Source organism: Acidimicrobiales bacterium, from assembly GCA_030747595.1.
Taxonomy (GTDB): domain Bacteria; phylum Actinomycetota; class Acidimicrobiia; order Acidimicrobiales; family MedAcidi-G1; genus UBA9410.
Map to the genome: position 1 here is coordinate 25,879 of JASLKK010000014.1, position 20,638 is coordinate 46,516.

Consider the following 20,638-nt stretch of genomic DNA (forward strand, 5'->3'; position numbering starts at 1 on the left):
GGGGTCTTCCCAGTCCACGTGTCGGGGGATCAGAGTCCCATCTGGTGGTGGGGTGGGAGGTCCCGACGGTCGATAGCGTCGGCCCGCCGGTGGAGCAGGTCGATGGTGGTATCGAGATCCCGGGCGATCACGTACTGACGTTGTGACGCGCACTCCACGACCCACCGACCCATCTCGTCAAGGTCGGCGACCTTGATCTCCCGGCCCGCCTTCTCTAGAAGATCTTTCATCTGAGTGAAGGTCATCGATGCCCGACCGGTACCTCCCCGCACCCGTTCCAGTTCCGTCGGACGGTTCCGGTAGGAGGTAAACAGACCCGTGTCCATTAGGCCCCCTGACGGGTAGAAAACCGACGCACCGACCACTTCGGAGTCCTCGGCCAACTGGTGAGCAAGAGCCTCGGTCAGACAACTGACTGCTGCCTTGGATGAGGCGTATACCGCGGCGTTGGGAACCGGGGCAAAACCCCCGTCGCCGGACGACGTGTTCACCACGTGGCCAGGTTCACCCGACTCGAGCATCCGTCCCACAAACGACATGACGCCATTGGCCACGCCGAACACGTTCACCGAGTAGCACCAACGCCAATCGTTGGGCTCGTGAGTCCACATCCGTCCACCACCGCCTGAACCCACGCCAGCGTTGTTGAACAGCAGGTTGCAGCGACCGTGGGTGGCGTAGACGTGGTCGGCCAGTGCGTCGGTGGACGCGTCATTGATGACGTCGGTGACCACACCGGTGATCCGACCGGGGTGGCTGGCTGAGAGGGCGGCCACCGTCGTGTCCAGCACGTCCTGTTCGATGTCAGCCACCACCACGGTGGCACCGGCCTCCAATAGACCCCGGACGATGCCCCGCCCGATGCCATTAGCTCCACCGGTGACCACGGCGACCGAGTCAGCAACCTCCAACGGCGTCAGGCCACTCATGCCACCTGCACCTGATTCTGGGGCGCCATGCCAGGGCAGCCCTTGGCGGTCTCGGGGATATTGCCGTAGGCGATGCCTGACGCCACGTGGGCCTTGGTCGGACAGTGCTGGTCGGCCAGGGCCTGCAGGGCCGCAACGTCGAACCGGTACAGCCTCGCCACATTGGTGGTCAGGATCTGCGTGGCCTCGTCAGCGGTCATCTCTCCGAATGTGAGCCGCAAGTGCTCATCGGTATTGGGATGCGAGCCCTCGATATGGGGGTAGTCCGATCCCCACATGACCTTGTCGACACCGATCTGGCGCACCACGGCGGCCTCGGTGGGTCGCAGGAAGCTGGCACCCACGTGGCACTGGCGCTGCCAGTACTCCGACGGGGTGAGCGACATCTCGGCGACGGCCGCACCGCCAAAGATGGCCTCCGATCCGTACTTCGAGGTCTTCATCCGGTCGTAGAAGTCATCGAGACGGGCCAGGGTGTCCGGTACCCAGGCCGTCCCACTCTCGGTGTTCACCCACTGCAAGTCCGGATGGCGCTCGAACACGCCCGAGAACATCAGGTGCCATAGCGCCCGCTGGCTCCACCAGGTCACCTCCAGCATGAACATGGCCAACGAAGCCGGGAAATGGTTCCCGAAGTTAGGGGTGGCCCCACCCGAGTGATGGTTCAAGGGCATACCACACGCTTCGGCGGCAGCCCAGATAGGTCGGTAGGCCTTTGAGTAGAGCGGCTCAAACGGCGAATCAGGCGGCGTGCCAGGAAGCAGGATGCCGCCTCGCAGGCCGTTCTCTGCCGCCCACTCGATCTCGGCCACCGACCCCTCGACGTCGCCCAAGAAAATTTGACCGATACCGGCCCTCCGTTCCGGTGCCTCGGATACGAAATCCAGCAGCCACCGGTTGTGAGCCCTCAGGCCGGCCCACCGGTGGCCGTAGTTGTCGCTGTAGGCGGGGGCCTCGAACTGACTGGCTGCCGCCGGAGCAAAGGGCGGTTGGGTGTTAGGGAACAGCACCGCGGCCACCACCCCATCGGCCTCCTGCTCGCGCAGGCGACGGTCGGAGTCGTAGTTGCGGTTTCCGTCGACAGCCGGGTCGCCGTCGACGCCCACATTCAGGGGTGACCGCTCAGCGTCCTTGAACACCTCAGCGGTCCGCCGCTCACCCTCCTCGATGCTGCGGGCCCAGTCGTCAAAGTCCTCGTGGTACCGCTTCTCGAGGTACTCCTTGTAGTCCCACAGGGCGGCACCGCAGTGGGTATCCGCCGAGATGACCACGTGGTGGTCGGACCTGTTCGGCTCCTGATTGCTCTGCTCGGACACTGTTCGTCCTCCGTTTCCCTACTCGCCCGGGTATCGGTACCAGGGCGCCAATCTCAGAAATCTGGTCTCAGCCGTACTGCATCTCGCAGCCGTACTCGTCCAGCCACCAACGGGCGGTGCGGGTGGCGTCGGAAGCAGTGCGCACATTCGGCGACTGTCCCAGGTCTGCGGGGGTAGGACCAATCCGGTCGGCCACGGCTTGCAGGCCGGCCTCGTCGAGGCCGTAGCAGTCAACCGCGTTCAGGCCCAGTAAACGACGGGTGTCCTCGATGGTCGCATCCTGGAAGTCGTTCCTCAGGCGGGCCCGGGTGTTGGGCCACGACCCCTCGGGGTGCGGGTAGTCGGTCCCCCACATGAGGGCATCGATACCGTTGACGTGGCGGCGACGGACCTCCTCGCGTGACATGGTCGAGGCGCCGATGAACACGTTTTCGCCGAAGTACTCCGACGGCAGGCGGGAGATCAGGCCCTTCATCCGGGAACCCATCTTCTTGATCTTGAAACTGGCACCGAAGTTCACGTCGGCCTTCCACAGCAGGTCGCCTACCCAGAAAGACCCACACTCCACCACGGCATACCGCAGGTTCGGGAACTTGTCGAACTTCCCCGAGAAGAGGAGTTGCCAGAGGATCCGGTGGGTCCAGAACGGGACCTCGCTGATGTACATGGCCACGTTGTCGCCGTAGGCGTCGAAGTCGGCTTCCCCCGAATGTGTGTGGACCACCAGGCCGGCATCGGCGCACGCCGCCCAGAAGCGGTCGTAGTGGTCCGAGCCGTAGGGCGGGTGGCCATGCCACAGGGTCGGGACCATTACGCCGCGGATACCGGGCTTGCCGGCCAGTGCTTCGACCTCTCTGACTGCTTCGTCCACGTCGTGGACCACAGGTACCAGCGCTACGCCGGCCCGACGTACCGGGTCGGTGGCACAGAACTCCTCCAACCAGCGGTTGTGTGCGCGGGCGCCGCCGAAGGCCTGGCGGGCATCAGTTATCTGGCCGGCGGCCAGACCGGCACCGAAGGGCGGCGACTCCTGACCGGTCACCGCATCACCGTCAGCGAAGATGATCTCCCCGGCCACCCCGTCGGCGTCCAGCACTGGATCACGCACCTCGGGGTCGTAGGCACCCTGCAGACCCCACTCGTTATCGCCCTCCCATTCGGCGATGAACTCAGCGTTAACCTCTTCAGCAATCTGGCGATGCCGGTGGCGTTCGGCTACGTAGACGTCGAACTCCTCATGCAGCGATGATTCGAGGTAGGGCCGGTACTCCTCGCACTGCAGACCGGCATGGGTGTCCGACGAGACGACGACGTACGGCTCGCTTCCTGTGCTGACTTCCCGTTCCATCGTGTACTCCCCCGGGCCCTGCCCGTGCCTATGGACGACCACCCTCCTTGGACAGCGTCACATGATCTCTTGTACACTGTCGCAGAGAACACGTCCGATGGCAACCCGGGCGGACGACGGAGATCTCATGGCCACCCAGCCACCTCACCAAGCAGTTCCCCAGAGTTCCGGAAGCGATGTCGGTCCGGGCCGTCGAGCCGGGTTGGATGCCGGCGAGATCCTCGACCGGGCCATTGCTCTGGTGGAGGACGAGGGCGCCAGTGCCCTGACCATGCGTCGACTGGCAGCTGAGTTGGGTGTAGCCACCACTTCTATCTACTGGCACGTCGGCAACCGGGACGACCTGGTCACCGCGCTAGTCGAACGCCACGGCGAGCGTCTGGCCCAGCAACAAATCGAGGGCGAAACGGCCCGCGACCGAGTGCAGGCCGTGGCCCGGATGATCTGGAGCAGCGCGGTCGACCACCGGGAGGTCACCCGACTAGCCGCGGCGGCCGGTGCCTCGTCACTGCACGCCCGCCAGCTGGAGTTGGCCATGGCCCGCGAACTTCAGGATGCGGGTGTGGTCGGCCCGACGGCCCGGGACGCCATGCGGGCCATCACAGCCTGCGTCGGAGGGTTCATCGTGGCCACCCTCATCGATGACCGGACGCCTTCGTCCCTGCGGAGGACGTCAGTGCTGGGGGGAGCGGAATCCACTGGCCTCGAACTGTCCACCCTCGAGGCGCTGGCCGAACCGGCCGATCTACCCTCCCTGTTCGAGGCCACCCTGCGAGCCGTCGTCGACTCGGTAGTGCCCGCCGACCTCTCAGCCAACGCCTACCTCTAGGCCCACTTACAGGTCGCCCGTTTGTCGCAGAGCGACGGGATGCTGACCGCCGGGCGACCAGCCCGTTGTAGCGACCCGGCGTTCAGGCGTCGTAGTTGTACGCGGTGGCCTGTGGCTTGACCGGACGGGCCATCCATAGTGGGCGCCGCAGGTTCCCTGGTCCGGGCCCGGGCCGGGTCTTGGCCAACCACTCCTCAAAGATTCGATGTGAGGCCGCGGTGTCGACCACGACGTCACCGTAGGCGTCGCCTTCCTCAGCGGGACCCACGGTGACCCGCTGCAGCCAGCAGTGCATCCCGCTGATCGGGTCAGGCTGCACGGGGAAGGTCAGGTTCTGGTGCACGCCGGTGTCGGTCCACCAGATCAGGCCGGTGTCCGGGTCGTCGCTCTCATAGGCCTCTGCTCCATGCTCGCGCCGCAGGCGCCAGCGACCGTCGTCGTCCTGTCCGATGGACGCCTTGCCGGCCCCCCAGGATCGGGCCTCATCCTCTTCGAGGCGCCACCGGCCCATGTGGTGGCTGGCCGCCACCACTCCGGGACGAATCCCCTCGGTCCGCCACGACTGGATCACGAAGTGGCCGGTCCGCGTGGTGATTCGCACCAGGCCGTTCTCGTCAATGCCCAGTTGTTCGGCGTCCCCCGGGTGCAACCACAGCGGGTGTCGATGGCTGATCTCATTGAGCCACTGGCTGTTGGCGGACCGGGTGTGTATGAGCGTCGGGATCCGGAAGGTCGGCACGAGGATCCGCTCTCCGGCCGTCATGTCCAGGTCCTCCCAGTGGACCTGGCTACGGATGAACGCAGGCATCGAATACTCGGGCCAACCCCAGTCCCGGATGGTCTCTGAGAAGAACTCCAACTTCTTGGACGGCGTCGGGAAGCCGAACTTCGCCTCCCCGTCGATGTCCACGGCCGGTGAGCCGTCTCCGATGAATGGCATGTGGCCGGTGATCTCGTCTAGCGAGTTGTGCGAGCCAGCGGTGCCTGGGCGTCGCCACACGCCAGCTGCATCGCGTACCGCTCCGTTCAGGTCGTCCTCGGACACCTCCCGCTCGTAGACCTGCGTCTGGTCGCCTGGCAGGGCGAACGATCCCTTGCGTCGCATGTACTCCAGCGGGGTCAGACCCTCTTTGGCCGCTGCCTCGGGCAGCCCGGGGACCGAACCCTCGAACAGCATCGAGTAGTACTCGTCGAGGCTGAGCGGGGCGCCCGGATCAGTCTGGCTCTCGAACTGCTGGCGGATGCCGAGCGCCCCGTCGGGGTCGATCCGCCACGACAGGTCGATCCAGAACTCCTGCTCCTCCCACACCTCGCCCGGGTTGGCCTCATGCGTGCGCTCGAAGGTCTCGCCCTCTAGTTCGCGATGGCGACGGTTCACGGGTTGGCGGAAACCGATCCATCGCCCGTTGTGGGTCTCAAAGCTGGATACGTCGTGGCGTTCGGACGCTATGCCCATTGGCAGCACGTAGTCGGCGAACCACGCTGACTCGTTCCATGTCGGGGTGAGCGCCACGTGGCAGCCGACGAGCTCCGGGTCGCGCAGCACCTCCATCCAGGTGAACCCGTCTGGGTTGGTCCACAGCGGGTTGTAGACCCGGGTGAAGTAGGTATCGATGCGGCCCCGACCGGCCTTCAGGAAATGGGGCAGCAGAATCGACAGCTCATGGTGGCTGAGCGGGTACTCGATCGGCCACTGCATCTCATTCCACCGGGCCTGGGGCTTGGGGTGGATCGGGGTGACGGGGATGAACTTGTTCCACCCGTTGGCGTTGGTGCCACCCTCGGTGCCGACCGATCCAGTCAGCACGTTCAGGAACTGCAGGCAGCGGGCCACCATCCAGCCACCCTCGTTGCCGGCTGACGAGGCCCTCCATGTGTGCGACGCGAACTTTCCAAGGCCGTCGCCGATGACCTTGGCCACCTCGAGGATCTGGTCCTCGTGGAGGCCGCACACCCGTGCCGCCTCGGCCGGGGTGTACTCGGCATACTGGTCGATGAGGGCCTGGCGAACGTTGGCGAAGTTGGGCTCCAGGTCAGGTCGGGCCTCGGTGAGGAAGGTCTCCCAGTTGACCCACCGCTCGAAGAAGTCGGCGTCCCAGGTGTCGTCGACCAGCAGCAGCCGGGCAATGGCCAGCAGCATGAACGCTTCGGTGCCGGGCCACGGTGACATCCAGTGGTCAGCCTTGGCCGCCGTGTTGGAGAGTCGCGGATCGACGCAGATGACCGTGGCGCCGTTCTTCTGGCCCTCGATGATCCGTTGGGCGTGCGGGTTGAAGTAGTGGCCGGCCTCGAGGTGCGACGAGATGAGGAAGATGACCTCGGCGTTGGCGAAGTCGGCCGAAGGGCGGTCGAAGCCCATCCACGACGCGTAGCCCACCCGGGCACCGCTGGAACAGATGTTGGTGTGGCTGTTGTGGCCATCGATGCCCCAGCTGTGGAGGACCCGCTCCATGTAGCTGTCGTCGCCCATCCGACCAACGTGGTACATGATCTCGTCGTGGCGGTCCTCGCGTAATGCCGTGCCGATCCGATCACCGATCTCGTCGAGCGCCTGATCCCACGAGATCTGTTCCCAGAGGCCTTCGCCCCGATCGCCCACACGCTTCATGGGATGCAGGATCCGCTCGGGGTCCTCGGCCTGGTTGATGGTGGCCGGACCCTTGGCGCAGTTGCGGCCGCGGCTCGCCGGATGCACGGGGTTTCCCTCGAATTTGGTGATCTTTCCGGTGTCCTTGTCCACCCATGCCAGCAATCCGCAGTTGGCCTCACAGTTGAAGCAGGTGGTCGGCACCAGACGATGGGCGCGACGCACCTTGGTGGGCCAGGCGGTCGGGTCGAGGGACTCGACGTGGTCCCACGACTCTTCGGGCGGGTAGGCGGACAGGGTCTCGGTCATCTCAGGCTCCGGTGAGGTCAAGGGAGGCGGTAGCTACGAGAGGGGGACCGACTGGCCGGCCCGGACGTAGGCGTCCTCGTAGGCGAACAGGCCGTACAGCGCAGCCAGGGGAACAATGGGCTGGACTGGGCCGGTCCAGTCGAACACGAAATTGCCCAGCAAAATATCCAGACTCAGGAACAACATCGCGAACACAGTGCAGAAGAGCCACTCGCGCCACCGCTTCTTCTGGTCCCCATGACGCAGGTCAGCGAGCGCCATGGTCACGTGTCGGGAGTGGCCACCGCGGAACTCGGCGCCGACAAGGGCGGCGTTGGCCGTCAGACCAGCCAGAAACAGCCACTTGACTGATTCGTGGGACGGCACGTCGAGGAACTGATCGAACAGCGACCACGAGGCCCCACCGGCCATGACGGCCTGGGCCAACAGGATGGGCAACAACAGGGGTTCCTGCCAGAGATCACGACCCTCGCACTGACCGAAGAGGAAGGCCGTGTAGCCCGCGGTACCCAGTGCCAGCAGCACGGTTGGCACCACGAGCACCGGGAGCACACCACCGGCATCAGCCAGGCCGGCCACCCACCACGCGGCCAGACAGACGGCGAAGGCGCCCAGCACCCACGCCCCCTTGACCAGCCACGAGGTCCAGTTGCCCTTCATCAGCAGGTACCAGAACCGCTTCGGCTGCTTGAGGTCACCGACCAGCAGGACGCCGGTCAGCACCAGGAAGACTCCGGCCACCAGCGGCGGAACCACACTGACCACCGATCGCTCGTCACCGTGGCCTAGCACCACCAACAGCGAGGCGACCAGCATCACGCCCGCCGCAATGGCCTTCGTCACCAGGTAGCCCGACACCATCGAACCCCAGACCGGCGGGTGCTGGGTGGTGTAGGCGGTTCGGGCCATGGGCTCGCCGTCGTCCCTGGTGGGCGCGACAGTCAGAGCCACCGGTGTGGGCGTGGAGTGACCGGGGGTGGTGTCGGCCCAGATCAACCCGTCGTCGGAAATGGCTGAGGCGAGCGGGTCCAACGACGAGGCGGTGGCCCCCCTGTAGATGACTTTGGGCCGGGTGTTCTGCTCCGGCGACCGCACCAGGCCCCCGTCGGCGTGCAGCCGGCTGATCTCACTGCCCGGATCGTCGAGGTCGCCCACCCGGATGGCCTGGGTGGGGCACACGATCACGCACGACGGCTCGAGGCCGTCCTCGATCCGGTGGTTACAGAAGTTGCACTTGTGGGCGGTATTGGTTTCGGGGTTGAGATAGATGGCGTCGTAAGGGCAGGCGTTCATGCATGCCTTGCAGCCAATGCAGTCGTCGTCCTGGAAGTCGACCACGCCGTTGTCGGCCCGATACAGCGCCGACGTGGGACAGATGGTCATGCACGGAGCGTCTTCGCACTGGTTGCACCGCATAACCGAGAACAGCCTGTCGGTGTCGGGGTGGGTGCCCGTCTCCACGTATTTGAGCCACGTGCGGTTCACACCCAGCGGCACGTTGTGCTCGCTCTTGCAGGCCACCGTGCAGGCATGGCAGCCGATGCAACTGCTGGAGTCGAGGACGAATCCGAGGCGAGTCACGAGGCCCCTGGGACCATCTGGTGGATACCGGCACACAACAGGTCGACCAGGCGGTCGAAGCTCTCGTCGAGGTCGACGGGATGAGGGTGGCCGTCACCGGACTCGAGGTGGGCGAAGCCGTGGAGGGCGCTTCGCATCGACCGGGCGGCGTGCACCCGGTCGACGTCGGCCAGCCCATAGGCGACCAGCGCCTGACCCAGAACGGCTACGACCCGTTCAACGGCCTCTTCCAGCTCCGCGTCACCGGCACACGGGTAGCGGTCGGTGGCTGCGTAGAGGCCCGGGTGGTCACCGACCATGGCCCGCCAGGCCCGACCCATGGCCCGAACCGCGTCGTCGCCAGCCAGACCCACGGCGGCCTCGCCGAGTCGGCTTGCCAGGATCTCACGGCCCCGGAGTCCGAGTGCCCGGACGAGGGCGTCGTAGCTGTCGATGTGCCGGTACAGGGCAGGCTGACGGACCCCGAGCAGCAAGGCCACCCGGGTGAGGGTCACGGCATCAAGGCCTTCGGAGTCGGCCAGTGCAGCCGCCGAATCCACGACCTGATCGGTGTCCAACGTCCGGCGGCTCATGGTCGAACCCTAGTGTTAGAGACTCTCACGTGCCAGTTAGAGGGAGCCACATTTACTGCAACACCATCTCTCTCTTCATGTTGCTCACCACACCACCAGCCCGGCACCAACGGTCACCAGCACGGCACCCCACATGGCCCGTGGGCCGAGGGATTCCCGGGCAATGAGCACGCCTAGGACCACCGAAACCTGACGGAGTCCGGTCACCTGCCCGGCCTGGGCCTGCTGGAAGGCCATCAGGATCAGGCCGTACGCCCCGCCCTGCCCGACGCCCACCACCGCGGCATGGCCCAGCACCGGTCGAACCCGGTCCATGCCGGGACGCCTCACCGTCAGGACACCTACCGAACTGATGATCATGATCACCGACATGTAGCCCATGGCCCCGGTGAGATCGACAGAGCGTGCATCGATCAGGGAGTAGCCCACCGTGCACAACCCGGTCGCCGCGGCCAGCACTACAGCCCGAAGCTCTTGACGCTGTGTTCCCACCCCGGCCAGCGAGAGCAGGCCGACGACCAGGACGACCAGACCCATCGCCGTGAACGCCGACGGGGTCTCGTCGAGGAGCAGCCAACCCCCGAGGCCGACCAGCAGAGGGGCCGTGCCGCGCGCGATCGGGTAGGCCACACTGAGGCTCCCCGCCCGGTAGGCCGAACCGAGCAGGCCCATGTACAGGCCTTGGGCCAACGACGAGGCCAGCACCCAACCCATCACCTCGCCCGGTGGGTCGACCACCGCAGCGGGCAGCAGCACGATCCCTACGAAGAGGTAGGCCAGCGCGATGACCACTTCTGGGTCACCCCCCCGATGCAGGCGGGCGTTCCAACCGGCGTGGAGGACCGTCGAGGCCAGCACGAGGAAGACGGCAGACAGCGACACCGGTACGTCTCCTGTTCCCGTATTCCGGTCAATCAGGTGCCGATAGCGCCGCTTGAGCGCGCCTGCAGCCCGGCGATGACCGCCACGTCGACGATGTCAGCCGCCGAACAGCCCCGCGACAGATCGTGCAGGATCCCGTCCAGCCCCTGGAGGAGCGGCCCATAGGCCCGGGCGCCGCCGAGGCGCTCGGTGACCTTGTAGGCGATATTGCCGCTGTCCAGGTCGGGGAACACGAAGACGTCCGCCGCGCCGGCCACCGGTGACCCAGGGGCCTTGACGGCCGCCACGGAGGGAACGATCGCCGCGTCGAACTGCAGCTCTCCGTCGACGGTCAGATCGGGCCGCCGGTCGGCGACCAGTGCCGTGGCGGCCCGCACCTTGTCCACCCGGGGATGTTCGGCACTGCCCTTCGTCGAAAAAGAGAGCATGGCCACCCGGGGTAAACCGCCCCCGGAGACTGGACCGGCCAACCCGGTCCAGGTGTCGGCCGTCGAGGAGGCGATGGTGGCCAACTGGGACACATCGGGGTCGGGCACCACGCCGCAGTCTCCGTAGGCCACCAACCGGCCATCGGCCAGAACCATCAGGAAGCAGCTCGAAACCATCTCCACTCCGGGGGCCACCCCCAGAACCTTGAGTCCGGCCCTTAGGACGTCGGCCGTCGACCGGGTGGCCCCGGCCACCGCGGCGTCAGCTGCTCCGGATCGCACCAGCACTGTGGCCGCCACGATCGGGTCGCTCACGTCTAGGCCTGCATCCTCGGCCCTGGCGATCGCTTCGGCCTGTTGACCGTCGCTACGGTCCACGATCGGATGGACGGGCTGCACAAGCTCTTCGTCCACCAACTGGATGGCCGCGAAGTCGGCTCGGGGGTCACCTAGATCAGCCAGCACCACCCGCGCCGGATCTGTCGCAGCCAGCTCGTACCACCCGGAAACAACCGCCGGGACGTTTGAACTCCCCGGGGAACTCACCGGGCGGGAATCTCCGGATGAGCTCAACCCTTGCCACGCCAAGGGATGAGGCGCCGCTCCAGGAAACGCATGGCCAGGTCCATGGCCACACCGATGACCCCGATGACGATGATCGACACGACTACGACATCCATCCGGAAGAACTTCGAGGCAGCAAAGATCATTGCTCCGAGGCCGGTGGTCGTCCCGGTCAACTCGGCGGCCACCAGGGTTCCCCAGCACACACCGAGGGCGACCCGCATGCCGGTGAATATGTCTGGCAGCGCGTTGGGGAGAATCACGTACCGCAGGATCTGCCACTTGTTGGCACCCAGGGAATAGGCGGCGTGGACCTTCGAGCCCCGCACGCCGAGTACCCCGGCCCGAGCCGCGATGACCATGATCCATACCGCAGCGAAGAACAAGAGGTTGACCTTGGAACCCTCGCCGATGCCGAACCACACGATGAACAGCGGCAGCAGGGCCAGAGGTGGCACAGGACGCAGCAACTCGACGATGGGGTCGAAGATGCCCCGTAGCCGGTTGGACAGGCCCATGGCGAAACCGACGGGCACACCCACGATCACCCCGTAGACGAGACCCTTGAGGACCCGCCAGAGACTGGCCCACGTGTGGTCCCACAGGCTGACCCGGCGGTAACCGTCGGTCGCCAACTCGACGAAGGCGTCCCACGTCTGACGCATCGATGGGAACGTCCGGTCGTTGATCATCGGTTCGGTTCCGCTCTTGATCCACCACCAGATGAAGGCCACGAACAGCAGTGAGGCGACGCTCCAAAGCGGGGAACCCTTGACCTCCGAGGCATCGCCGAAGGTCACGGTCTTGCGGCCACTGGCCCCCTTGCGAACCGCTCCCGCGTGGCCGGCGAGCCTGCTGGGGATGCTCACGACACACCTCCATCGTGGCCCATGATCTGCTCCTCCATCTCCCAGATGAGCGACAGCAACTCCTCGCGCTTCTCGATGAACTCGGGCGAGGCTTTCATCTCACGGGGATCGACGTGGAGCCCCTTGGCCGCGAACGGCAACTCGTATTCGCGCTCCACGCGACCCGGACGCGGAGCCATCACGAAGAGGCGATCACCCAGGTAGAGGGCCTCCTCCACGCTGTGGGTGACCAGAACGATCGTCTTGCCCGTCTCCTGCCAGAGCTTCAGGATGAGACTCTGCATCTTCTCCCTGGTGAGGGCATCGAGGGCACCCAACGGCTCGTCCATGAGGATGATCTCAGGATCGTTGGCGAGGCATCGGGCCAGGGCGACCCGCTGCTGCATGCCACCGGAGAGTTCGTAGACCGCCTTGTCGCCGAAGCCCTGCAGACCCACCGTGGCCAGCAGGTCCTGGACCAACTCGTTGGTCTCGGATCGCTTCTTTCGGTTCATCCGGGGTCCAAAGGCCACGTTCTGAGCCACCGACTGCCACTCAAACAGGGCGCCCTGCTGGAAGACCATGCCCCGCTCTTGGCCGGGCCCCCTGATGGGGTCGCCACCGAGGGTTACCGACCCCGACGTGGGAGCCAGGAAGCCGGCGATGATGTTGAGCAACGTCGTCTTGCCGCACCCGGAGGGCCCAAGCAGCGTCAGCAACCGCCCGGCCTCGAGGTCGAACGAGACGTCGTGCAAGGCCTGAACCGAGCCACCCTTCGGCAACTCGTAGACCATGCCCAGCCCCTCGACTGAAAGATTCTTCACGTTTCGGTCCCCCTCAGTACCGGTGTCGTTCCCCGACCGATCCCTGTCGGTCTAGTCGTTGTCGCCCAGCCATGCATCGACCCGGTCGATCACCCGGTCGATCCGGGCCACCAGGTCGTCGATGATCGCACGGTCTGCGACCAGCGGTGGCGAGATGGTCAGGCCGGTGTAGCCACGATCATCGGGCCGCACCGTCATCCGCTCTTCGCGGACGAAGCCGCCCAACGCCCCGCCCCGCAGGCCGGTCTCCTGGGTGGGGCTGAGGTCGCGGTCGTCAGCCGAGTCAGCGCAAAGGTCCACGGCGTAGAAGTAGCCGGTGCCCCGAACCTCGCGGACCGACCGATGGGCACCACCCATCGCCTGCAACTGCTCGGTGAAGTAGCCCTCGTTGTCCAGCACATGCTGCAACACGCCCTCGTCACGCATGGCAGTCATGTTGGCCACGGCCACCGCAGTGGCCACCGGATGCCCACCGAACGTCGAGCCGTGCACGTACGAACCCATGGGCGAGTCGAACAGCTCCTCGACCAGCTGGCCACGGATGACCACCCCGCCGAGCGGCTGGTAGGCAGAAGTAACGCCCTTGGCGAAGGTGATCATGTCGGGCACCACGTCCAGACGCTCGCTGGCGAACCAGTGGCCGAACCGACCGAACGAGCAGATGACCTCATCGGCCACCAGCAACACGCCATACCGGTCGCAGATGCGACGAAGCTCCTGCCAGTAGCCGTTGGGCGGCACCAGGGCACCACCACCGTTCTGAACCGGTTCGCCGATAACCATCGAGATGGTCTCGGGGCCCTCGGCCAGAATCATCTCCTCGATGGCCTGCACACAGGACAGTTCTGCGGCCGGGGTGCCGACCGGAGAGGTGCACTCACGGGTATTGGAGACATGGCGGGTGCCGTCCCACAGCATCGGCAGATACGGATCCCGGAACTTGGGGATACCGGTGACCGAAAGCGCCCCCAGCGTCGTGCCGTGGTAGGCCCAGTTACGAGAGATGACCTTGTAGCGAGCCTCGTCTCCCCGGGCCAGGTGATAGTTGCGGGCGAACTTGATGGCCGACTCCACAGCTTCGGACCCCGAGCTCACGAAGAACGTCTCGCTCAGATCCCCAGGGGCAAAGCCGGCGATCATCTCCGCGGCCTCAATGGCTGGCGGGTGAGCGAACCCCCAGTTGGTGGAGTAGGCAAGCTTGTTCATCTGCTTGGCCGCCGCGTTCGATAGATCGGGCCGACCGTGACCGATGTTCACGCAGAACAGACCGGCTAGGCCATCGAGGTACTCGACTCCGTCGGCGTCGTAGAGGTAGCAGCCCTCAGCTCGTTCGATGATGGGCAGGGCATCGTTCTGCCATGCCGCCTTCGGTGTGAAGTGGGGTACGAGATGCTTCTGGGCGAGTTCTCGATGGGTGCTCATGGATCCTCCGCTGGGGATGCGGTCGTACACTGCGCGGACCGGTCGTAGGTGACTGGCGTCACTGACGTTAGAGCCTGTAACGTAATCGCTAAGTCTTCTAACAGCAAGGGCCCGGAGCGACGACCCCCCAACCGGGCGGAAACACCGGCAACCCGAGATCCCCGGAGTCCCTCCACATGGCCAAACAGATCCCCGAGCGGGCCCAGGTCGTCATCATCGGTGGTGGCATCGTGGGTGCCAGCATCGCCTACCACCTCACCGAGTTGGGTTGGACCGACGTCGTCCTACTGGAACGCAACACGCTAACCAGCGGCACCACCTGGCACGCCGCTGGCCTCGTGGGCTGCCTTCGGGCCACCCAGAACATGACCCGACTGGCCGCCTACTCCGCCGAGTTGTACGAGTCCCTCGAGCGCGACATGGGACATGCAACCGGCTTCAAGAAGGTCGGATCGCTCAGCGTCGCCGACAACCCGGAACGCATGGAGGAGTTGGTGCGCGGTGCCGGCATGGCCAACACGTTCGACGTTGAGGTGGAAGTCATATCCGCTGACGACCTGTGCGCCCGCTATCCGCTGTTGAACCCCGACGGCATCGTGGGAGGTGTCTGGCTACCCGGCGACGGTCAGGCCTCGCCAGTGGACACCACCATGGCCATGGCCAACGTGGCCAAGGAGAGGGGCGCCCGGATCTTCGAGGGCGTATCCGTCGAACACATCCGCACCACCGATGGCCAGGCGGTCGGCGTCGACACCGACCAGGGACCCATCGACGCCGAGCACGTGGTCACCGCGGCCGGCATGTGGTCCCACCAATTGGGCCGTGACGTGGGAGTCAACATTCCGCTGCACGCCTGTGAGCACTTCTATCTGGTGACCGAACCGATCCCCGATCTGCCCTCTGGCCTGCCGGTGCTGCGCGACACCGACAACTGCATCTACGTCAAGGAAGAGGCCGGTCGGCTCATGGTCGGGGCCTTCGAACCAGTGGCTAAGCCGTTCGGCATGGCCGGCATTCCCACTGACCGTCCGTTCATGCAGCTAGACGAGGACTGGGACCACCTCGCCCCGGTCTATGAGGCGGCCTGTGAACGCCTTCCCGTACTCGAGAACATGGGCATCCGACTGTTCTTCAACGGCCCAGAGTCGTTTACCCCCGACGACCGCTACCTGCTCGGCGAGACCCCTGAACTTCGCAACCACTGGGTGGCCACCGGGTTCAACTCGATAGGGATGCAGTCAGCCGGGGGTGCCGGAAAGGTACTGGCCGAGTGGATGGTCCACGGTCGGCCACCAATGGACCTGTGGGACGTCGACGTCCGACGCATGCAACCCTTCCAGACCAACCGGCGCTATCTCCACGATCGTTCTGTGGAGGCCCTCGGCCTGCTGTACGCCATGCACTGGCCATTCCGCCAGGTCGAGACGGCCCGCGGTGTACGCCACTCGCCGTTCCACGACCGTCTGGCCGACCTCGGTGCCTGCCATGGCGAAGGCGGCGGCTGGGAACGACCCAACTGGTACGCCCCCGAGGGCGTGGAGCCGACCTACGAGTACACATTCGGTCGCCAGAACTGGTTCGAGTACTCGGCCGACGAGCATCGGGCGTGCCGAGAGGGCGCGGCGCTGTTCGACCAGACCTCGCTGGCCAAGCTGCTCGTCCAGGGACCGGACGCCTGCGCCGTGCTGAACCGGATCTCGTCGGCCGACGTGGACGTCGAACCAGGCACGTCGGTGTACACCACATGGCTGAACGACCGGGGCGGCATCGAAGCCGACCTGACCGTCAACCGCCTCGACGACCACCGCTTCCTGGTGGTGACCGCCTTCTCTACCCAGATCAAAGACGCTGACTGGATCTCGCGCCATACCCCCGACGACGCCCGCATGACGGTCACCGACGTGACCTCCGCCTGGGCCGTCCTGGGCGTCTTCGGACCCGAGGCCCGCAACATCGTGGCGCCACTGACCGACGCCGACCTGTCCAACAAAGCCTTCCCGTTCGGCACCCTCCAGGAAATCGACCTCGGCTACGCCCGTTCCATCGCCGTGCGCCGCACCTACATGGGGGAGCTGGGTTGGGAGCTGTACGTACCCACCGAGTTCGCCCTCGGGGCCTTCGACGCACTCTGGGAATCCGGTGAACCACGGGGTCTCACGCCGGCCGGCTACCACGCCATGAACTCACTGCGCATGGAGAAGGCCTACCGCCACTGGGGCGACGACATTGCCGAGGAGGACACCCCCCTCCACGCCGGCCTGTCGTGGGGCGTCGCATTCGACAAGCCGGGTGGCTTCATCGGCCTCGATGCCTTGATGGCCCAGCGCGAAACCGGGGTGGATCGACGCCTCGTGCAGTTCCGCCTCGACGATCCAGCGCCGCTGCTCTACCACGACGAACCCGTGTACCGCGACGGCGTCCTGGTCTCGAGGATTACCTCGGGCATGTACGGCCACACGATCGGCGGCGCCCTGGGCATGGGCTACGTGGGATGTGAGCCCGACACCCCCCGCGCCCAGGTAATCGAAGGCACCTTCGAAGTCGACGTGAACGGCACCCGAGTTCCGGCAACCGCCTCATTCCGCCCGTTCTACGACCCAGACAGCAGCCGGGTGCGCCTCTAGGCCAACTCCCCAACGCCCCCACCCAACGGGGTGGCGATCAGCGTCGCCAACGCCTCGGCCAGCGCAGCGCGTTCGGTCGGGGACAGGCCTTCGTACTGAGTCTGCTCAAGCGCGTACTGGCCTTCGTAAGTCTCACGCACAGCAGTCTCACCGGACGGCGTCAGTGACACGGTCACCACCCGCCGATCGTCATCTCCGCGCGTCCGCTCCACCCGGCCGTCTCGCTCCAAGGTGTTCACCACGCTGGATACCGACGCCCTCGACAAGCCGGCCAACAGGGCGATCCGGTGAGCGGGAAGGGGTCCGCTGGACCAGAGGGTGAACAGGATCCGGAAGCCGGCAGTGGTCAAGCCCCGGGGACGGTGCACGGTGGACTCGACGTGGCGACTGAACCGGTTAGCGGCCCGAGTGAGGACGAACGAGAGGCGGAAGAGGTCGAGGTCGACATCGGGCAGCGCATCGGCCACCTTCTCGGTGGCCCGCTCCAGAAACGGATCAGCGCGGAGCTCGTCAGTCACCGTTGAGTCTCCGCTGGCCCTGGTCAGGAGCCGGCTGCAGCCAGGCCTGCTTCGTCGCCTAGATAGGCGGCGATCACCGCAGGGTCTCGCTGCACATCAGCCGGCGAGCCCTCAGCAATCCGTTGTCCGAAGTCCAGCACCAGTACCCGGTCGGCTATGTCCATGACCAGGCCCATGTCGTGCTCCACCAGGACGATCGTGATACCGAGCTCCTCCCGGATGTCGAGGATGAACCGGGCCATGTCCTCGGTCTCCTCCAGATTCATTCCGGCCACAGGCTCGTCCAGGAGGAGCAACTCGGGCTCCATAGCCAGTGCCCGACCCAGTTCCACGCGCTTCTGGAAGCCGTACGGCAGCAGCGCCACCGGGTGCTTACGCCACTGCTCGATCTCTAGAAAATCGATGATGTCCTCTACGGCCCGCCGGTTATCAATCTCTTCGCGCTTAGCCGGCCCGAACCACAGGGCTCCGGCCAACCACGACCGCTCCATACGAATGTGACGGCCCAGTAGGAGGTTCTCCAACACCGTCATGTGCGGGAAGAGCTCGATGTTCTGGAACGTACGGGCGATGCCCCGTTCGGCCACCCGGTCCGGGCGGCTACCCATAATCGACTCGCCCTTCCACCGGATGTCGCCCGTCTGAGGGTGGTACACCTGGCTAATGCTGTTGAAGATCGAGGTCTTGCCGGCCCCATTGGGACCGATTATGGCGAACAGCTCTCCCGTGCCTACCTGGAAGGACACGTCGGTAATGGCCTTGACGCCCTTGAACGACAGGCTGATGCCGTCAACCTCCAGAAGCGGGTCGGCCAGCCGGGATTCGGTCACGACAGCCACCGCTTACGCCGCTTGTAGTGCTTCACATCGCGGAACGACTTGCGTTCACCCTCGTCTCCGTGCAGGCCCAGATAAAACTCTTTTACGTCCTCGTCCTTTAGGAGCTTGGCCGCCTCGCCATCCATGACAACCTTTCCGGTCTCCATGATGTAGCCATAGTCCGCGATCGACAGGGCCATGTTGGCGTTCTGTTCGATAAGAAGGACGCTGGTCCCAGACTGGTTGATCTCGACGATGTGGTCACGGATTTGTGCCACCAACTTGGGAGCAAGGCCTAGGGATGGTTCGTCGAGGATCAGCAACTGCGGGTTGGACATTAGGGCTCGACCAATGGCCAGCATCTGCTGTTCACCACCCGATAGATACCCCGCCGTCGAATTACGGCGCTCGGCCAGAATGGGGAACATTGTCATCACCCGTTCGTGTGACTCGGCAATTGCCTTGCGGTCGTTACTGGTAATGCCCCCGGTCACGAGATTTTCGTCAACCGTCAATTCGGCGAACACACGGCGACCTTCCATCACCTGCGAGATCCCCAATCGCACAATTTGTGCCGGTTCTAGACCGTCGATGCGATCACCATCAAGAGTGACGGTTCCTTTGGTGACCTTGCCCTCATGAACGTCTAACAATCCGGTGATGGCTCTGGTAGCCGTGGTCTTTCCGGCACCGTTGGCTCCCAGGAGAGCGACAATCTGCCCATCTCGCACTTCAATTGACAGGCCGCGAAGGACGAGGATCACCTCGTTGTATACGACCTCCAAATTCGCGACTTCAAGCATCAAGAGCCTCTAGTGGTGATCTTTCGATTGCCACTGTGGACTGAGGGGGTGGCCGGTGTGTCGGCCACCCCCTCGTTCCATCAGTATTCGGTTCCTCTACAGGGGATCAGCCAGCTGAGAAGCAGGCGCCCTCATAGACGTGATCGCGGGCCTGGTCCGACATGATCGGACCGCCACCCAGCATTACCGAACCTGTGCTTCCGCCACCGGCAACAGTGGCTTCAGCATCAAATAGGTCGGCCTGGATGTCAAAGATGTACGACTCCCTCACGATGAAGTCATTCACCTCGCCGCCGTAACCCTGGTTGGGAGCAAGGCCCTGATAGTCCACGACCGTCTCATTGGCCGCCACAATCACGCCGGCTCGGGTCATGTCCTTGTTGTTAGCTGCGGTCTCAAGGATCTGGTGCGTAGCCATGGCTTCAGTCCAACCCACTGCGTAGACATCCGAAAGAGGCTTGTCCGGGATTCGTGCCTGAAGCTCTGCCACCATCGTCTCCATGCCTGATGTACCACCGGTGTTCCACGTCGGCACATAGCTCGACTGGTAGTAGACCGCGTCGAGCGCCGGTGCCAACGGCGTGGCCAGAAGCACGTAGTTGTAGGTAGGCGAGTTACCCGACCAGATCGGCATGAACCCCTGAGCAGCGGCACCGCCGAAGATCTCGGCGAACACCCCTGGCCCCACAGTTGCCCATACCAGATTTGCCCCCGACTCAATCAGGCCTGCAATGACAGGCGTCTGATCGGCACCAGGGATGGCCGCTCCTTCTCCGTCATAGACGACTTCAATACCAAGGGCCTCAGCAGCCATCTTGGCACCGGTCGCGCCATCCTGCCCGTACTCACCCGGGTAGGAGATGACGGCGAGCTTGGTGTCACCCTCAACGACATTATTTGACAACCAGTCCACAGCGTTCATCGACTCATAGCAGTAGTTGGTGTATGACTCGAAAACGTTCTGGCCAAACGCCGGATCAGGCCAACCCGAATACCACGACAACGGAATAGCTCCCAGGCCGTCTTCAACCAACGCCTCGGCGATCGCCGCCGTGTGGGGCGAGCCGGTCGACTGGCTGAGGAACACCACGCCAGAGTCCTTGTCCTTCATCGCTTCGTAGCGTTCAAGGTGGGTCGGCACGTCGTAGCCGTTATCCAGTACGACGAACTCGACCTGCTTGCCGTCAATACCACCGTGATCGTTGACCATGTCCCAGTAGGAAGTCTGGGCATCAATGATCTGGATGACCAGTGGGGCAAAAATTCCACTGAGGTCAGCAATAGCGCCGATCCGGATGGTGTCATCTGTGACCCCATAGTCGTAGAGCGTTTCAGCAGCGACCGGGGCCTCGGGGCAGACACCCTGATCGGCTGAAGCCCATCCAGTCCAACGGGCACAGTTGTCGGCCAACCACAAGGCAGCCGCATCCTCAGGC

Annotated in this window: 17 protein-coding genes; 2 read left to right on the forward strand and 15 right to left on the reverse strand. The window is 64.8% G+C overall.

All coding sequences use genetic code 11. The annotated features are described in order from the left end of the window. Positions 1 to 29 precede the first annotated feature (29 nt). The 3 genes from QF777_10525 to QF777_10535 form a co-directional block, all read right to left on the reverse strand. Positions 30 to 929 (reverse strand): SDR family NAD(P)-dependent oxidoreductase, encoded by a 900-nt coding sequence (locus QF777_10525; GenBank protein MDP6911979.1) that lies wholly within the window; start codon positions 927 to 929, stop codon positions 30 to 32. Then, positions 926 to 2,245, reverse strand: coding sequence for an amidohydrolase family protein (locus tag QF777_10530; GenBank protein MDP6911980.1), 1,320 nt, complete (start codon positions 2,243 to 2,245; stop codon positions 926 to 928). Before QF777_10530 ends, QF777_10525 begins: the two co-directional genes overlap by 4 nt. 67 nt (positions 2,246 to 2,312) lie before the next feature. Continuing rightward, on the reverse strand, positions 2,313 to 3,593 hold the full coding sequence (locus QF777_10535; GenBank protein ID MDP6911981.1) for an amidohydrolase family protein: 1,281 nt from the start codon (positions 3,591 to 3,593) through the stop codon (positions 2,313 to 2,315). A gap of 97 nt (positions 3,594 to 3,690) precedes the next feature. Between QF777_10535 and QF777_10540 the strand changes: the two genes are divergently transcribed. Continuing rightward, entirely contained in the window at positions 3,691 to 4,422 is a 732-nt protein-coding gene (locus QF777_10540) for a helix-turn-helix domain-containing protein (protein MDP6911982.1), read from the forward strand. Between the two features lie 82 nt (positions 4,423 to 4,504). On the opposite strand, the gene QF777_10545 is transcribed toward QF777_10540, so the two are convergent. The 8 genes from QF777_10545 to QF777_10580 form a co-directional block, all read right to left on the reverse strand. Continuing rightward, the gene (locus tag QF777_10545; protein ID MDP6911983.1) at positions 4,505 to 7,318 is read right to left on the reverse strand and encodes a molybdopterin-dependent oxidoreductase; all 2,814 of its coding nucleotides are present in this window, start codon (positions 7,316 to 7,318) and stop codon (positions 4,505 to 4,507) included. A 33-nt stretch (positions 7,319 to 7,351) separates the two neighbouring features. After that, a complete protein-coding gene (gene nrfD, locus QF777_10550) occupies positions 7,352 to 8,899 on the reverse strand; it encodes a polysulfide reductase NrfD (GenBank protein ID MDP6911984.1) in 1,548 nt (515 codons plus the stop codon). Further along, positions 8,896 to 9,471, reverse strand: coding sequence for a WHG domain-containing protein (locus QF777_10555; GenBank protein ID MDP6911985.1), 576 nt, complete (start codon positions 9,469 to 9,471; stop codon positions 8,896 to 8,898). Before QF777_10555 ends, nrfD begins: the two co-directional genes overlap by 4 nt. An 84-nt stretch (positions 9,472 to 9,555) precedes the next feature. Beyond that, on the reverse strand, positions 9,556 to 10,353 hold the full coding sequence (locus QF777_10560) for a hypothetical protein (protein ID MDP6911986.1): 798 nt from the start codon (positions 10,351 to 10,353) through the stop codon (positions 9,556 to 9,558). A gap of 32 nt (positions 10,354 to 10,385) precedes the next feature. Continuing rightward, positions 10,386 to 11,327 carry a phosphate acyltransferase gene (locus QF777_10565; GenBank protein MDP6911987.1) on the reverse strand — a complete coding sequence of 314 codons (942 nt, stop codon included), beginning with the start codon at positions 11,325 to 11,327 and terminating at the stop codon, positions 10,386 to 10,388. Between the two features lie 23 nt (positions 11,328 to 11,350). Next, positions 11,351 to 12,214 (reverse strand): ABC transporter permease subunit, encoded by an 864-nt coding sequence (locus QF777_10570; GenBank protein MDP6911988.1) that lies wholly within the window; start codon positions 12,212 to 12,214, stop codon positions 11,351 to 11,353. After that, positions 12,211 to 13,017: an ABC transporter ATP-binding protein gene (locus QF777_10575; protein MDP6911989.1), complete on the reverse strand. Its 807-nt coding sequence runs from the start codon at positions 13,015 to 13,017 to the stop codon at positions 12,211 to 12,213. Before QF777_10575 ends, QF777_10570 begins: the two co-directional genes overlap by 4 nt. A 51-nt stretch (positions 13,018 to 13,068) precedes the next feature. Beyond that, the gene (locus QF777_10580) at positions 13,069 to 14,439 is read right to left on the reverse strand and encodes an aminotransferase class III-fold pyridoxal phosphate-dependent enzyme (protein ID MDP6911990.1); all 1,371 of its coding nucleotides are present in this window, start codon (positions 14,437 to 14,439) and stop codon (positions 13,069 to 13,071) included. Between the two features lie 176 nt (positions 14,440 to 14,615). Between QF777_10580 and QF777_10585 the strand changes: the two genes are divergently transcribed. Continuing rightward, a complete protein-coding gene (locus tag QF777_10585) occupies positions 14,616 to 17,063 on the forward strand; it encodes an FAD-dependent oxidoreductase (GenBank protein MDP6911991.1) in 2,448 nt (815 codons plus the stop codon). On the opposite strand, the gene QF777_10590 is transcribed toward QF777_10585, so the two are convergent. From QF777_10590 to QF777_10605, 4 genes are all read right to left on the reverse strand, one after another. Then, positions 17,060 to 17,581 (reverse strand): MarR family transcriptional regulator, encoded by a 522-nt coding sequence (locus tag QF777_10590; GenBank protein MDP6911992.1) that lies wholly within the window; start codon positions 17,579 to 17,581, stop codon positions 17,060 to 17,062. The genes QF777_10585 and QF777_10590 overlap by 4 nt on opposite strands. Positions 17,582 to 17,604: 23 nt before the next feature. Beyond that, positions 17,605 to 18,411: an ABC transporter ATP-binding protein gene (locus tag QF777_10595; protein MDP6911993.1), complete on the reverse strand. Its 807-nt coding sequence runs from the start codon at positions 18,409 to 18,411 to the stop codon at positions 17,605 to 17,607. Next, positions 18,408 to 19,202 carry an ABC transporter ATP-binding protein gene (locus QF777_10600; GenBank protein ID MDP6911994.1) on the reverse strand — a complete coding sequence of 265 codons (795 nt, stop codon included), beginning with the start codon at positions 19,200 to 19,202 and terminating at the stop codon, positions 18,408 to 18,410. The genes QF777_10595 and QF777_10600 overlap by 4 nt, the downstream gene beginning before the upstream one ends. Positions 19,203 to 19,308: 106 nt before the next feature. Beyond that, positions 19,309 to 20,638 (reverse strand): ABC transporter substrate-binding protein (locus QF777_10605; protein MDP6911995.1); only part of this gene is annotated, 1,330 nt, incomplete at its 5' end.

Bases quoted from the DNA above. Each gene is read 5' to 3' on its own strand.
- QF777_10580 (MDP6911990.1), bottom strand. From the start codon at position 14,439: ATGAGCACCCATCGAGAACTCGCCCAGAAGCATCTCGTACCCCACTTC.
- QF777_10585 (MDP6911991.1), top strand. From the start codon at position 14,616: ATGGCCAAACAGATCCCCGAGCGGGCCCAGGTCGTCATCATCGGTGGT.
- QF777_10545 (MDP6911983.1), bottom strand. From the start codon at position 7,318: ATGACCGAGACCCTGTCCGCCTACCCGCCCGAAGAGTCGTGGGACCAC.
- QF777_10535 (MDP6911981.1), bottom strand. From the start codon at position 3,593: ATGGAACGGGAAGTCAGCACAGGAAGCGAGCCGTACGTCGTCGTCTCG.
- QF777_10540 (MDP6911982.1), top strand. From the start codon at position 3,691: ATGGCAACCCGGGCGGACGACGGAGATCTCATGGCCACCCAGCCACCT.
- QF777_10555 (MDP6911985.1), bottom strand. From the start codon at position 9,471: ATGAGCCGCCGGACGTTGGACACCGATCAGGTCGTGGATTCGGCGGCT.
- QF777_10525 (MDP6911979.1), bottom strand. From the start codon at position 929: ATGAGTGGCCTGACGCCGTTGGAGGTTGCTGACTCGGTCGCCGTGGTC.
- QF777_10600 (MDP6911994.1), bottom strand. From the start codon at position 19,202: ATGCTTGAAGTCGCGAATTTGGAGGTCGTATACAACGAGGTGATCCTC.